5 protein-coding genes, 9 tRNA genes and 5 rRNA genes are annotated in these 15,299 nt (G+C 45.1%); all 19 read right to left on the reverse strand.

Features of this window, described 5'->3' with window-relative positions; all coding sequences use genetic code 11:
- Window position 1 precedes the first annotated feature (1 nt).
- Complete coding sequence (radA, locus tag MKX31_RS23180; RefSeq protein ID WP_001085204.1) at window positions 2-1,378, reverse strand: DNA repair protein RadA; 1,377 nt, start codon at window positions 1,376-1,378, stop codon at window positions 2-4.
- A gap of 96 nt (window positions 1,379-1,474) precedes the next feature.
- A complete protein-coding gene (clpC, locus tag MKX31_RS23185) occupies window positions 1,475-3,910 on the reverse strand; it encodes an ATP-dependent protease ATP-binding subunit ClpC (RefSeq protein WP_000971181.1) in 2,436 nt (811 codons plus the stop codon).
- Window positions 3,911-3,932: 22 nt separating this feature from the next.
- The gene (locus MKX31_RS23190) at window positions 3,933-4,997 is read right to left on the reverse strand and encodes a protein arginine kinase (protein WP_061672638.1); all 1,065 of its coding nucleotides are present in this window, start codon (window positions 4,995-4,997) and stop codon (window positions 3,933-3,935) included.
- A gap of 4 nt (window positions 4,998-5,001) precedes the next feature.
- Window positions 5,002-5,550 carry a UvrB/UvrC motif-containing protein gene (locus MKX31_RS23195; RefSeq protein WP_000128406.1) on the reverse strand — a complete coding sequence of 183 codons (549 nt, stop codon included), beginning with the start codon at window positions 5,548-5,550 and terminating at the stop codon, window positions 5,002-5,004.
- Between the two features lie 169 nt (window positions 5,551-5,719).
- Window positions 5,720-6,181, reverse strand: coding sequence for a transcriptional regulator CtsR (ctsR, locus tag MKX31_RS23200; RefSeq protein WP_340981593.1), 462 nt, complete (start codon window positions 6,179-6,181; stop codon window positions 5,720-5,722).
- A gap of 207 nt (window positions 6,182-6,388) precedes the next feature.
- Window positions 6,389-6,504 (reverse strand): 5S ribosomal RNA (gene rrf, locus MKX31_RS23205).
- A 49-nt stretch (window positions 6,505-6,553) separates the two neighbouring features.
- A 23S ribosomal RNA gene (locus tag MKX31_RS23210) occupies window positions 6,554-9,468 on the reverse strand.
- Between the two features lie 145 nt (window positions 9,469-9,613).
- Window positions 9,614-11,163, reverse strand: a 16S ribosomal RNA gene (locus MKX31_RS23215).
- 77 nt (window positions 11,164-11,240) lie between these two features.
- Window positions 11,241-11,316: transfer RNA gene (locus MKX31_RS23220), tRNA-Ala, on the reverse strand.
- Window positions 11,317-11,325: 9 nt separating this feature from the next.
- Window positions 11,326-11,399, reverse strand: a tRNA-Pro gene (locus tag MKX31_RS23225).
- 8 nt (window positions 11,400-11,407) lie between these two features.
- Window positions 11,408-11,481 (reverse strand) — tRNA-Arg (locus MKX31_RS23230).
- Window positions 11,482-11,484: 3 nt separating this feature from the next.
- Window positions 11,485-11,572: transfer RNA gene (locus MKX31_RS23235), tRNA-Leu, on the reverse strand.
- 16 nt (window positions 11,573-11,588) lie between these two features.
- Window positions 11,589-11,663: transfer RNA gene (locus tag MKX31_RS23240), tRNA-Gly, on the reverse strand.
- Between the two features lie 29 nt (window positions 11,664-11,692).
- A tRNA-Leu gene (locus MKX31_RS23245) sits at window positions 11,693-11,772 on the reverse strand.
- Between the two features lie 14 nt (window positions 11,773-11,786).
- A tRNA-Lys gene (locus tag MKX31_RS23250) sits at window positions 11,787-11,862 on the reverse strand.
- Window positions 11,863-11,875: 13 nt separating this feature from the next.
- Window positions 11,876-11,951, reverse strand: a tRNA-Thr gene (locus MKX31_RS23255).
- Window positions 11,952-11,955: 4 nt separating this feature from the next.
- Window positions 11,956-12,031 (reverse strand) — tRNA-Val (locus tag MKX31_RS23260).
- Window positions 12,032-12,036: 5 nt separating this feature from the next.
- Window positions 12,037-12,152: ribosomal RNA gene (rrf, locus tag MKX31_RS23265) — 5S ribosomal RNA — on the reverse strand.
- A 101-nt stretch (window positions 12,153-12,253) separates the two neighbouring features.
- Window positions 12,254-15,167 (reverse strand): 23S ribosomal RNA (locus tag MKX31_RS23270).
- Together the 16S, 23S and 5S rRNA genes with 9 tRNA genes alongside form the textbook arrangement of a ribosomal RNA operon.
- Window positions 15,168-15,299 lie beyond the last annotated feature (132 nt).

Raw genomic sequence — 15,299 nt, forward strand, 5'->3', positions numbered from 1 at the left:
CCTAGCCTCCTAATGTCAAACGAAGCGCTTCCCCTAAATTAGATACACCTACTACCTCAATCCCATCCGGAATTGTCCATCCCCCCAAATTTTTTCTAGGAATAATGGCACGTTGAAATCCTAATTTAGCTGCTTCTTGTACACGTTGTTCAATTCTTGATACTCTTCTTATTTCTCCAGTTAATCCCACTTCTCCTATTACTGCATCAGTTGGTGTCGTGGGTTTATCTCTAAAACTTGAAGCAATACTTAAAGCCACAGCTAAATCAATTGCTGGTTCATCTAATTTCAAACCACCTGCTACTTTTAAATATGCGTCTTGGTTTTGCAATAATAAACCTGTTCTTTTTTCTAGCACTGCCATAATAAGCGATACACGGTTATGATCAATTCCCGTCGCCATTCTTCGAGGGTTTCCAAAACTAGTAGGGGAGATTAATGCTTGTATTTCTACTAAAACCGGTCTTGTTCCTTCCATTGAGGCAACTACTGTTGATCCTGCGACTCCAACGGGTCTTTCCTCAAGAAAAATTTCAGAAGGGTTTAAGACTTCCGCAAGACCAAGCTCTTTCATTTCAAAAATACCCATTTCATTCGTGGAACCAAAACGATTCTTCACAGCTCGCAAGATACGATATGTATGATGACGATCTCCTTCAAAGTAAAGAACTGCATCGACCATATGTTCTAACATACGAGGTCCTGCAATTGCCCCCTCTTTTGTTACATGTCCGACGATAAAAATAGGAATTCCTTTCGTTTTTGCAAGTTTCATTAATTCCGCTGTACATTCACGTACTTGCGCTACACTTCCTGGGGCTGACGTCACTTCAGGTAAATGTATCGTTTGAATAGAGTCAATAACAACAAAAGCTGGATTCATCTCTTCAATGTGCGCTGCAATTCGCTGTAGATCCGTTTCTGCTACAACAAATAGATTACTACCCTTTACATGCAAACGATCTGCACGAAGTTTAATCTGCTTTGCTGACTCCTCACCTGATATGTATAGTACATCATATGAAGAATCTGCTAATTGCGATGAAATTTGTAATAACAATGTTGATTTCCCAATCCCAGGGTCTCCACCAATAAGTACTAAGGATCCATCTACAATCCCACCGCCAAGTACACGGTTAAACTCTTGGAATTTCGTTTCAATACGTGCCTCAGATTTTGTTTCTACTTCTGTTAGACGTCTTGGTTTTGTTACTTCCGATTGAATTGCATTGGCATAATTAAGGCGTCTTGATGATACAACCGGTTCCATCTCTTCAACAAGCGTATTCCATTGACCACAACCAGGGCATTTCCCCATATATTTTGGTGACTGATAACCACACTCTTGACATGTGAATTTTGTTTTCTTTTTAGCCATATCGTTTTATATTTCACTTCACTTTCATCTATAAACAATTTATCCTTCTCGTACAAGAAAGAGGGCTATCTCGTAGCCCTCTTAGTTTGTCTATACTTATTTTACCTTTTCAGCACTATGAATGACAAATGATTCCCCTTCAACATCAAAGATAACTTTTTGTCCTTTCTCAATAGCACCTTTTAAAAGTTCTTCCGATAGTCTATCTTCTACATGTTTCTGAATTGCTCTACGAAGCGGACGAGCACCGTATTCTCGGTCAAATCCTTTATCAGCAATGGCTGAAATCGCTCCTTCTGTTAAATGCAATTCAATCTCTTGCTCTTTTAAGCGCTTCACTAACTGATTCACCATAAGTGTTACAATCTCTTGAATATGTTTTTTCTCAAGCATATGGAACACGATAATTTCATCAATACGGTTTAAGAATTCTGGACGAAATGCCTTTTTCAGTTCATCCATTACTTTACCTTTCATATCTGAATAATCGCGGCTCTCATCTTGTACGTTAAATCCAAGATGTTTATTACGTTTTAACGCATCTGCACCAACGTTAGATGTCATAATAACAATTGTATTACGGAAATCAACTGTACGCCCTTTAGAATCCGTTAAGCGACCATCTTCTAATACTTGTAGTAAAATGTTAAACACATCAGGATGAGCTTTCTCTACTTCATCTAATAGAACAACTGAATATGGCTTACGGCGAACCTTTTCTGTTAATTGTCCACCTTCTTCATATCCAACATATCCTGGAGGAGATCCAACTAAACGAGAAGTCGAATGCTTCTCCATGTACTCAGACATATCGATGCGAATCATTGCATCCTCATCACCGAACATAGATTCTGCTAATGCTCTTGCTAGTTCCGTTTTACCTACACCTGTTGGTCCCAAGAAAATAAATGAACCAATCGGACGTTTCGGATCTTTCAATCCTGCTCTAGCACGACGAACAGCTTTTGCTACAGCTACTACCGCTTCATCTTGACCAATAACACGGTTGTGAAGAATGGATTCTAAGTTTAATAATTTATCAGTCTCTGTTTGTGCAAGTTTAGAAACAGGTATACGAGTCCACGTAGAAACGACATTTGCAATATCTTCTACTGTCACTTCTGAGTTTTCTTTTCCTTGTTGCTCTTTCCATTGACGCTTCGTATCTTCTAACTTCTCACGTAAACGTTGTTCCATATCACGTAAGGAAGCAGCTTTTTCAAATTCTTGACTTTGCACAGCTGCATCTTTTTCTTTTCTAATTTCCTCAAGCTTTACTTCAAGCTCTTTTAGATTTGGTGGTGTTGTATAAGAGCGTAAGCGAACCTTTGAAGCAGCTTCATCAATTAAATCAATTGCTTTATCTGGTAAGAAACGATCTGTAATATAGCGGTCTGAAAGCTTTACAGCTGCATCAATTGCATCATCTGTAATAGATACACGGTGATGCGCTTCGTAACGATCACGTAAACCTTTCAAGATTTGAGTTGATTCGTCTAAACTTGGCTCATCAACGTGAATTGGTTGGAAACGTCTTTCTAAAGCCGCGTCTTTTTCAATATATTTACGATATTCATCTAAGGTTGTCGCCCCGATACATTGTAACTCTCCGCGTGCTAAAGATGGTTTTAAAATGTTTGATGCATCAATTGCACCTTCTGCTCCACCTGCACCAATTAATGTATGAAGTTCATCAATAAATAGAATAATGTTTCCAGCTTGACGGATTTCATCCATAACTTTCTTTAAACGATCTTCAAATTCACCACGATATTTCGTTCCAGCTACAACTGTACCCATATCTAGTGTCATAACACGCTTATCTCTTAATGTTTCAGGAACTTCATTATTTACAATTTGTTGTGCTAATCCTTCTGCAATTGCCGTTTTACCTACACCAGGTTCTCCAATTAATACAGGATTGTTTTTTGTTCTACGGCTTAAAACTTCAATTACACGTTGAATTTCTTTACCACGACCGATAACAGGATCTAGACGATTTTCACGTGCAACAACTGTTAAATCACGTGCTAAGCTATCCAGTGTCGGTGTATTGGCATTCGTTGAAGAACCACCTTGGTGACCTGAACTTGCTTCATTACTTCCAAGAAGTTGCAATACTTGTTGTCTTGCCTTATTTAGGCTAACACCTAAGTTATTTAAAACACGTGCTGCTACACCTTCACCTTCACGGATTAAACCAAGTAAGATATGTTCTGTTCCAACGTAAGAATGACCTAATTTACGAGCTTCATCCATAGACAACTCAATAACCTTTTTAGCACGCGGTGTATAATGTACAGTTTGAGAAGCTTCTGTTCCGCGTCCAATTAACGCTTCTACCTCTTTTTGAACCTTCTCTGGACTTAATCCAAGAGCAATTAACGCTTTTGCTGCAATTCCTTCCCCTTCGCGTACAAGCCCAAGTAAAATGTGTTCTGTTCCAATATTATTATGCCCAATACGAATTGCTTCCTCTTGAGATAAAGCTAATACTTTCTGTGCTCTTTCTGTAAATCTTCCAAACATCATAGAAATCGCCTCCTACTTGCGCTTAGTTTTTTTCAATACGTAATCGCTCACGGATTAAGGTTGCTCTTCGATAATCTCTTTCTTCTGGTCCTAAAGGTCCACCTGCATATTGTTGTAAAATGCCTGGTTGTGTAAGAACCATTAGCTCAGTCAAAATATTTCTCGATACACCTTTTATATATCCTAAATCAATACCAAGTCGTACATCTGATAAGCAAGTGGCCGCTTCTGCAGATTGAATTAACCGACTGTTTGCTAGTATGCCATAAGAGCGATAAACTTTATCTTCAAGCTCAATACTTGAATTTTGTACAATTAATTCTCTAGCCATTTTTTCTTGCTGTATGATTTGTTGAATGACACTCTTTAAATCTGCAATAATATCTTCTTCAGATTTTCCTAGCGTCATTTGATTTGACACTTGAAATATATTACCTAACGCTTCGCTACCTTCACCGTATATTCCTCTTACTACTAACCCTAATTTTTGAATTACTTGTATAATGCGGCTAATTCTTTTCGTTAAAACGAGTCCCGGTAAGTGAAGCATTACGGAAGCCCTCAATCCTGTACCAACGTTAGTAGGGCAGCTCGTTATATATCCAAGTGATTCATCAAAAGCATACTCAACCTCTTCCTCTATCCAATTATCTATTTGATTGGCACTTTGAAGGGCCTCTGATAACTGCAACCCTGAAAATAAGCACTGTATCCTAATGTGGTCTTCTTCATTAAGCATAACACTAATATGTTCGCTTTCTGATAATAGACATGCTCCATATTCTGTGCCTGCAAGGTTAGGACTAATTAAATGCTTTTCAACTAATACTCTCCTTTGAAGAGGCGTTAATTCATTCATTTTTAATAGTTCAAACTCTCCAAAAGGTTCTACGGTTTTATTAATAAATTCCTTTTTAAATAATTCATGAATCTGTTTAGCTTCTTCTTCGTTTTGCATAGTAGAGAATTGATATTTTTTAAAATTACGAGCCAAACGAATTCGACTACTTAAAACAATATCCGAATCAGGGCCATCCCCCTTCATCCATGGACTAATCGCTTCATTCATAATTTTGTCCAGTGACATAGAACTATTCCCCCTCTCTATGCTCACTAAGCTGATTTTCAAGACCTCGAATTTTATCCCTTACTTCAGCAGCTTTCTCAAACTCCTCTTTCTGTACGTATTGTTTCAGAATGAGTTTTAGTTCATCTAATTCTTTCTTTAAGTGAAGATTTCCTTCTATACGTTCCGGAATTTTTCCACAATGATCTGTATGTCCGCCATGCAGACGTTTTAATAATGGCTTTAAATGTTCCTTAAATGTATCGTAACAAGAAGCACATCCAAAGCGTCCCACCTTTGTAAATTGCTCAGATGTCATCTTACAATCTGGACACCTTAATATACTTGTATTCGAAAGCCCATTTTGTCCTTCTTCAAACATTGTTGATTCACCGTGTAATAACCCAGCAAATAAATCATGGAATGAAAAGTTAGACTGCGGTGATTGAAAGAAAGACGTATAGCCACTTTGTTCTGCACATTGCTCACAAAGATGAACTTCCGTCTTCTGTTCGTTGATTACTTTTGTATAATGTAAAGTTGCTGGTCTTATATTACAGTTTTGACAAGTCATCACTATCCCCACCTTTACAATAGGAACGATCTATCTGATAGTACTTTTCATACATTACTAGATTGTTCACTTTCCTTTATTTAAATAAAAGTGCGTGTTCTTTTTTCAAAACCTCTACAATATTTAACTGCCTTATCTCTTAGTTATTATTCTTTTACAAAAGCTATATTTATTTATATTTCAGTGTTCTTAACATTGCGCATAATATTCGAGCCCTAAGTTCATCTCGAGAAAGAACATCCATTGATAATACAGAACGATCTAGTACACTTAACATAAGTTTAGCTTCACGATTTGTTATGATGCCCTCTTCTATTAAACGTATAATCATACTCTCTGCATTCCCTTGCGCAACGCTATGATCAATCATATGAAGCATTTGATCGATCATGTCTATATCGTCATGCAGTTTGACTTTTATAATGCGAATGTAACCTCCTCCACCACGTTTACTTTCTACAACAAATCCTCTTTCTATCGTAAAACGGGTATTGATTACATAATTGATTTGAGATGGTACGCACTCGAATCGATCCGCAATCTCATTTCTTTTGATTTCAATCACATTATTATTACTCAAGTCAATAACTTGCTTTAGATATTGCTCAATGATATCAGATATATTTCTCATTTATCCGCCACCCTTATTGACTTTGACTATCTTTGACTTTAATTATATACGTATTAATAAAATTTGCAACTCTTTTGCTTATTCACTATCCTAGCCACATTCCCCTGTATTTAATCAAAATAATAATTATTTAAACACATTTTTTAATTACTATGGATTATAAAAGAAAACACGAAAAAACACGAGTCATTTGACTCGTGTTTAATTGCTTGGCGACGTCCTACTCTCACAGGGACAAGGTCCCAACTACCATCGGCGCTAGAGAGCTTAACTTCCGTGTTCGGTATGGGAACGGGTGTGACCTCTCTGCCATCATCACCAAACTATGAAGGCATATTCCTTCAAAACTAGATAACATTTGCTTCATATTATATGGTTAAGTCCTCGATCTATTAGTATTCGTCAGCTCCACATGTCACCATGCTTCCACCTCGAACCTATCAACCTGATCATCTTTCAGGGATCTTACTAGCTTACGCTATGGGAAATCTCATCTTGAGGGGGCTTCATGCTTAGATGCTTTCAGCACTTATCCCTTCCGCACATAGCTACCCAGCTATGCCCTGGCAGAACAACTGGTACACCAGCGGTGCGTCCATCCCGGTCCTCTCGTACTAAGGACAGCTCCTCTCAAATTTCCTACGCCCACGACGGATAGGGACCGAACTGTCTCACGACGTTCTGAACCCAGCTCGCGTACCGCTTTAATGGGCGAACAGCCCAACCCTTGGGACCGACTACAGCCCCAGGATGCGATGAGCCGACATCGAGGTGCCAAACCTCCCCGTCGATGTGGACTCTTGGGGGAGATAAGCCTGTTATCCCCGGGTAGCTTTTATCCGTTGAGCGATGGCCCTTCCATGCGGAACCACCGGATCACTAAGCCCGACTTTCGTCCCTGCTCGACTTGTAGGTCTCGCAGTCAAGCTCCCTTATGCCTTTGCACTCTACGAATGATTTCCAACCATTCTGAGGGAACCTTTGGGCGCCTCCGTTACACTTTAGGAGGCGACCGCCCCAGTCAAACTGCCCACCTGACACTGTCTCCGGGTCGATAAGACCCGTAGGTTAGAATTTCAATACATTCAGGGCGGTATCCCACCAGCGCCTCCACCGAAGCTAGCGCTCCGGTTTCAATGGCTCCCGCCTATCCTGTACAAAATGTACCAAAATTCAATATCAGGCTACAGTAAAGCTCCACGGGGTCTTTCCGTCCTGTCGCGGGTAACCTGCATCTTCACAGGTACTATAATTTCACCGAGTCTCTGGTTGAGACAGTGCCCAAATCGTTACACCTTTCGTGCGGGTCGGAACTTACCCGACAAGGAATTTCGCTACCTTAGGACCGTTATAGTTACGGCCGCCGTTTACTGGGGCTTCAGTTCAGAGCTTCGCTTACGCTAACCCCTCTCCTTAACCTTCCAGCACCGGGCAGGTGTCAGCCCCTATACTTCGCCTTACGGCTTCGCAGAGACCTGTGTTTTTGCTAAACAGTCGCTTGGGCCTATTCACTGCGGCTTTCCGTTAAGAAAGCACCCCTTCTCCCGAAGTTACGGGGTCATTTTGCCGAGTTCCTTAACCAGAGTTCTCTCGCACACCTTAGGATTCTCTCCTCGCCTACCTGTGTCGGTTTGCGGTACAGGCACCTTTTATCTCGCTAGAAGCTTTTCTTGGCAGCGGGGAATCAAAGACTTCGCTCCATAAGGAGCTTCCCCATCACAGCTCAGCCTTCACGATAAGCGGATTTGCCTACTTATCAGCCTAACTGCTTGGACGTGCACAACCAATCGCACGCTTCTTCTATCCTTCTGCGTCCCTCCATTGCTCAAACGATAAAGAGGTGGTACAGGAATATCAACCTGTTGTCCATCGCCTACGCCTGTCGGCCTCGGCTTAGGTCCTGACTAACCCTGAGCGGACGAGCCTTCCTCAGGAAACCTTAGGCATTCGGTGGACGGGATTCTCACCCGTCTTTCGCTACTCATACCGGCATTCTCACTTCTAAGCGCTCCACCAGTCCTTCCGGTCTGACTTCACTGCACTTAGAACGCTCCCCTACCACTGATACCATTGGTATCAATTCGCAGCTTCGGTGGTGTATTTAGCCGGTACATTTTCGGCGCAGAGTCACTCGACTAGTGAGCTATTACGCACTCTTTAAATGGTGGCTGCTTCTAAGCCAACATCCTAGTTGTCTAAGCAACTCCACATCCTTTTCCACTTAATACACACTTTGGGACCTTAGCTGGCGATCTGGGCTGTTTCCCTCTTGACTACGGATCTTATCACTCGCAGTCTGACTCCTAAGGATAAGTCATTGGCATTCGGAGTTTGACTGAATTCGGTAATCCGATGAGGACCCCTAGTTCAATCAGTGCTCTACCTCCAAGACTCTTACACTTAAGGCTAGCCCTAAAGCTATTTCGGGAGAACCAGCTATCTCCAGGTTCGATTGGAATTTCTCCGCTACCCACACCTCATCCCCGCACTTTTCAACGTGCGTGGGTTCGAGCCTCCATTCAGTGTTACCTGAACTTCACCCTGGACATGGGTAGATCACCTGGTTTCGGGTCTACGACCACGTACTAAACGCCTATTCAGACTCGCTTTCGCTGCGGCTCCGCCTCTTCAGCTTAACCTCGCACGGGATCGTAACTCGCCGGTTCATTCTACAAAAGGCACGCCATCACCCATTAACGGGCTCTGACTATTTGTAGGCACACGGTTTCAGGATCTCTTTCACTCCCCCTTCCGGGGTGCTTTTCACCTTTCCCTCACGGTACTGGTTCACTATCGATCACTAGGGAGTATTTAGCCTTGGGAGATGGTCCTCCCAGATTCCGACGGAATTTCACGTGTTCCGCCGTACTCAGGATACATTCAAGAGAGAACGAAGTTTCGACTACGGGGTTGTTACCCTCTACGACGGACCTTTCCAGGTCGCTTCGTCTACCTCGTTCCTTTGTAACTCCGTATAGAATGTCCTACAACCCCAAGAGGCAAGCCTCTTGGTTTGGGCTATGTTCCGTTTCGCTCGCCGCTACTCAGGAAATCGCATTTGCTTTCTCTTCCTCCAGGTACTTAGATGTTTCAGTTCCCTGGGTCTGTCTTCCTTACCCTATGTATTCAGGTAAGGATACCATACCATTACGTATGGTGGGTTTCCCCATTCGGAAATCTTCGGATCAAAGCTTACTTACAGCTCCCCGAAGCATATCGGCGTTAGTCCCGTCCTTCATCGACTCCTAGTGTCAAGGCATCCACCGTGCGCCCTTTCTAACTTAACCAAACTAAAATTAAAAAATATGAGCTACACTGTTATCTAGTTTTCAAAGAACATACATTTATATATGAGAGATAGTTCTCTCAAAACTGAACAAAACGAAACACGGAAACTTATATTGATGAACAGCGTTCATCAATTCTCCATAGAAAGGAGGTGATCCAGCCGCACCTTCCGATACGGCTACCTTGTTACGACTTCACCCCAATCATCTGTCCCACCTTAGGCGGCTGGCTCCATAAAGGTTACCCCACCGACTTCGGGTGTTACAAACTCTCGTGGTGTGACGGGCGGTGTGTACAAGGCCTGGAACGTATTCACCGCGGCATGCTGATCCGCGATTACTAGCGATTCCAGCTTCATGTAGGCGAGTTGCAGCCTACAATCCGAACTGAGAACGGTTTTATGAGATTAGCTCCACCTCGCGGTCTTGCAGCTCTTTGTACCGTCCATTGTAGCACGTGTGTAGCCCAGGTCATAAGGGGCATGATGATTTGACGTCATCCCCACCTTCCTCCGGTTTGTCACCGGCAGTCACCTTAGAGTGCCCAACTTAATGATGGCAACTAAGATCAAGGGTTGCGCTCGTTGCGGGACTTAACCCAACATCTCACGACACGAGCTGACGACAACCATGCACCACCTGTCACTCTGCTCCCGAAGGAGAAGCCCTATCTCTAGGGTTTTCAGAGGATGTCAAGACCTGGTAAGGTTCTTCGCGTTGCTTCGAATTAAACCACATGCTCCACCGCTTGTGCGGGCCCCCGTCAATTCCTTTGAGTTTCAGCCTTGCGGCCGTACTCCCCAGGCGGAGTGCTTAATGCGTTAACTTCAGCACTAAAGGGCGGAAACCCTCTAACACTTAGCACTCATCGTTTACGGCGTGGACTACCAGGGTATCTAATCCTGTTTGCTCCCCACGCTTTCGCGCCTCAGTGTCAGTTACAGACCAGAAAGTCGCCTTCGCCACTGGTGTTCCTCCATATCTCTACGCATTTCACCGCTACACATGGAATTCCACTTTCCTCTTCTGCACTCAAGTCTCCCAGTTTCCAATGACCCTCCACGGTTGAGCCGTGGGCTTTCACATCAGACTTAAGAAACCACCTGCGCGCGCTTTACGCCCAATAATTCCGGATAACGCTTGCCACCTACGTATTACCGCGGCTGCTGGCACGTAGTTAGCCGTGGCTTTCTGGTTAGGTACCGTCAAGGTGCCAGCTTATTCAACTAGCACTTGTTCTTCCCTAACAACAGAGTTTTACGACCCGAAAGCCTTCATCACTCACGCGGCGTTGCTCCGTCAGACTTTCGTCCATTGCGGAAGATTCCCTACTGCTGCCTCCCGTAGGAGTCTGGGCCGTGTCTCAGTCCCAGTGTGGCCGATCACCCTCTCAGGTCGGCTACGCATCGTTGCCTTGGTGAGCCGTTACCTCACCAACTAGCTAATGCGACGCGGGTCCATCCATAAGTGACAGCCGAAGCCGCCTTTCAATTTCGAACCATGCAGTTCAAAATGTTATCCGGTATTAGCCCCGGTTTCCGGAGTTATCCCAGTCTTATGGGCAGGTTACCCACGTGTTACTCACCCGTCCGCCGCTAACTTCATAAGAGCAAGCTCTTAATCCATTCGCTCGACTTGCATGTATTAGGCACGCCGCCAGCGTTCATCCTGAGCCAGGATCAAACTCTCCAATAAAGTTAGTTTGTCTAGCATCTAAAAATAAAAATTGACGTTTCACGTTGTTTGTTTCGTTCAGTTTTCAAAGAACTTTTTGGTGGAGCCTAGCGGGATCGAACCGCTGACCTCCTGCGTGCAAGGCAGGCGCTCTCCCAGCTGAGCTAAGGCCCCAAACAATTATCGGGAAGACAGGATTTGAACCTGCGACCCCCTGGTCCCAAACCAGGTGCTCTACCAAGCTGAGCCACTTCCCGAAAGAAAACGCGCCCGAGAGGAGTCGAACCCCTAACCTCTTGATCCGTAGTCAAACGCTCTATCCAATTGAGCTACGGGCGCATATGGTGCCGAGGGCGGGGTCGAACCCGCACGGTGGTCACCCACCGCAGGATTTTAAGTCCTGTGCGTCTGCCTGTTCCGCCACCCCGGCATGTCATATTGGAAATTGGAGCGGAAGACGGGATTCGAACCCGCGACCCCAACCTTGGCAAGGTTGTATTCTACCACTGAACTACTTCCGCAAGACATGTTTGAGATATTTCATTAAAAGTGCGGGTGAAGGGAGTCGAACCCCACGCCAAAGGCGCTAGATCCTAAGTCTAGTGCGTCTGCCAATTCCGCCACACCCGCATATTTCATTAAAATGGTGAGCCATGAAGGATTCGAACCTTCGACCCTCTGATTAAAAGTCAGATGCTCTACCAACTGAGCTAATGGCTCTTGCAATAAAAACTGGTGCCGACTAGAGGACTTGAACCCCCAACCTACTGATTACAAGTCAGTTGCTCTACCAATTGAGCTAAGTCGGCTAAATGGTGGAGGATGACGGGATCGAACCGCCGACCCCCTGCTTGTAAGGCAGGTGCTCTCCCAGCTGAGCTAATCCTCCGAATTGCCTGGCAACGTCCTACTCTCACAGGGACAAGGTCCCAACTACCATCGGCGCTAGAGAGCTTAACTTCCGTGTTCGGTATGGGAACGGGTGTGGCCTCTCTGCCATCATTACCAGACTGTATTCATTTAAGACAAGAATTATTGTAACTTATTTAACTTTTAAAGTCAACAAGTTTTTTATATTCTTTCAAAACTAGATAACATTGCTTCATATTATATGGTTAAGTCCTCGATCTATTAGTATTCGTCAGCTCCACATGTCACCATGCTTCCACCTCGAACCTATCAACCTGATCATCTTTCAGGGATCTTACTAGCTTACGCTATGGGAAATCTCATCTTGAGGGGGGCTTCATGCTTAGATGCTTTCAGCACTTATCCCTTCCGCACATAGCTACCCAGCTATGCCCTTGGCAGAACAACTGGTACACCAGCGGTGCGTCCATCCCGGTCCTCTCGTACTAAGGACAGCTCCTCTCAAATTTCCTACGCCCACGACGGATAGGGACCGAACTGTCTCACGACGTTCTGAACCCAGCTCGCGTACCGCTTTAATGGGCGAACAGCCCAACCCTTGGGACCGACTACAGCCCCGGATGCGATGAGCCGACATCGAGGTGCCAAACCTCCCCGTCGATGTGGACTCTTGGGGGAGATAAGCCTGTTATCCCCGGGTAGCTTTTATCCGTTGAGCGATGGCCCTTCCATGCGGAACCACCGGATCACTAAGCCCGACTTTCGTCCCTGCTCGACTTGTAGGTCTCGCAGTCAAGCTCCCTTATGCCTTTGCACTCTACGAATGATTTCCAACCATTCTGAGGGAACCTTTGGGCGCCTCCGTTACACTTTAGGAGGCGACCGCCCCAGTCAAACTGCCCACCTGACACTGTCTCCCGGTCGATAAGACCCGTAGGTTAGAATTTCAATACATTCAGGGCGGTATCCCACCAGCGCCTCCACCGAAGCTAGCGCTCCGGTTTCAATGGCTCCCGCCTATCCTGTACAAAATGTACCAAAATTCAATATCAGGCTACAGTAAAGCTCCACGGGGTCTTTCCGTCCTGTCGCGGGTAACCTGCATCTTCACAGGTACTATAATTTCACCGAGTCTCTGGTTGAGACAGTGCCCAAATCGTTACACCTTTCGTGCGGGTCGGAACTTACCCGACAAGGAATTTCGCTACCTTAGGACCGTTATAGTTACGGCCGCCGTTTACTGGGGCTTCAGTTCAGAGCTTCGCTTACGCTAACCCCTCTCCTTAACCTTCCAGCACCGGCAGGTGTCAGCCCCTATACTTCGCCTTACGGCTTCGCAGAGACCTGTGTTTTTGCTAAACAGTCGCTTGGGCCTATTCACTGCGGCTTTCCGTTAAGAAAGCACCCCTTCTCCCGAAGTTACGGGGTCATTTTGCCGAGTTCCTTAACCAGAGTTCTCTCGCACACCTTAGGATTCTCTCCTCGCCTACCTGTGTCGGTTTGCGGTACAGGCACCTTTTATCTCGCTAGAAGCTTTTCTTGGCAGCGGGGAATCAAAGACTTCGCTCCATAAGGAGCTTCCCATCACAGCTCAGCCTTCACGATAAGCGGATTTGCCTACTTATCAGCCTAACTGCTTGGACGTGCACAACCAATCGCACGCTTCTTCTATCCTTCTGCGTCCCTCCATTGCTCAAACGATAAAGAGGTGGTACAGGAATATCAACCTGTTGTCCATCGCCTACGCCTGTCGGCCTCGGCTTAGGTCCTGACTAACCCTGAGCGGACGAGCCTTCCTCAGGAAACCTTAGGCATTCGGTGGACGGGATTCTCACCCGTCTTTCGCTACTCATACCGGCATTCTCACTTCTAAGCGCTCCACCAGTCCTTCCGGTCTGACTTCACTGCACTTAGAACGCTCCCCTACCACTGATACCATTGGTATCAATTCGCAGCTTCGGTGGTGTATTTAGCCCCGCACATTTTCGGCGCAGAGTCACTCGACTAGTGAGCTATTACGCACTCTTTAAATGGTGGCTGCTTCTAAGCCAACATCCTAGTTGTCTAAGCAACTCCACATCCTTTTCCACTTAATACACACTTTGGGACCTTAGCTGGCGATCTGGGCTGTTTCCCTCTTGACTACGGATCTTATCACTCGCAGTCTGACTCCTAAGGATAAGTCATTGGCATTCGGAGTTTGACTGAATTCGGTAATCCGATGAGGACCCCTAGTTCAATCAGTGCTCTACCTCCAAGACTCTTACACTTAAGGCTAGCCCTAAAGCTATTTCGGGGAGAACCAGCTATCTCCAGGTTCGATTGGAATTTCTCCGCTACCCACACCTCATCCCCGCACTTTTCAACGTGCGTGGGTTCGGGCCTCCATTCAGTGTTACCTGAACTTCACCCTGGACATGGGTAGATCACCTGGTTTCGGGTCTACGACCACGTACTAAACGCCCTATTCAGACTCGCTTTCGCTGCGGCTCCGCCTCTTCAGCTTAACCTCGCACGGGATCGTAACTCGCCGGTTCATTCTACAAAAGGCACGCCATCACCCATTAACGGGCTCTGACTATTTGTAGGCACACGGTTTCAGGATCTCTTTCACTCCCCTTCCGGTGCTTTTCACCTTTCCCTCACGGTACTGGTTCACTATCGATCACTAGGGAGTATTTAGCCTTGGGAGATGGTCCTCCCAGATTCCGACGGAATTTCACGTGTTCCGCCGTACTCAGGATACATTCAAGAGAGAACGAAGTTTCGACTACGGGGTTGTTACCCTCTACGACGGACCTTTCCAGGTCGCTTCGTCTACCTCGTTCCTTTGTAACTCCGTATAGAATGTCCTACAACCCCAAGAGGCAAGCCTCTTGGTTTGGGCTATGTTCCGTTTCGCTCGCCGCTACTCAGGAAATCGCATTTGCTTTCTCTTCCTCCAGGTACTTAGATGTTTCAGTTCCCTGGGTCTGTCTTCCTTACCCTATGTATTCAGGTAAGGATACCATACCATTACGTATGGCGGGTTTCCCCATTCGGAAATCTTCGGATCAAAGCTTACTTACAGCTCCCCGAAGCATATCGGCGTTAGTCCCGTCCTTCATCGACTCCTAGTGTCAAGGCATCCACCGTGCGCCCTTTCTAACTTAACCAAACTAAAATTAAAAAAATATGAGCTACACTGTTATCTAGTTTTCAAAGAACATACATTTATATATGAGAGATAGTTCTCTCAAAACTGAACAAAACGAAACACGGAAACTTATATTGATGAACAGCGTTCA

The sequence above is a fragment of the Bacillus sp. FSL M8-0063 genome, assembly GCF_038005545.1.
In the GTDB taxonomy this organism is placed as follows: domain Bacteria; phylum Bacillota; class Bacilli; order Bacillales; family Bacillaceae_G; genus Bacillus_A; species Bacillus_A wiedmannii.

Bases quoted from the DNA above. Each gene is read 5' to 3' on its own strand.
- radA (WP_001085204.1), bottom strand. From the start codon at position 1,378: ATGGCTAAAAAGAAAACAAAATTCACATGTCAAGAGTGTGGTTATCAG.
- clpC (WP_000971181.1), bottom strand. From the start codon at position 3,910: ATGATGTTTGGAAGATTTACAGAAAGAGCACAGAAAGTATTAGCTTTA.
- MKX31_RS23190 (WP_061672638.1), bottom strand. From the start codon at position 4,997: ATGTCACTGGACAAAATTATGAATGAAGCGATTAGTCCATGGATGAAG.
- MKX31_RS23195 (WP_000128406.1), bottom strand. From the start codon at position 5,550: ATGACTTGTCAAAACTGTAATATAAGACCAGCAACTTTACATTATACA.
- ctsR (WP_340981593.1), bottom strand. From the start codon at position 6,181: ATGAGAAATATATCTGATATCATTGAGCAATATCTAAAGCAAGTTATT.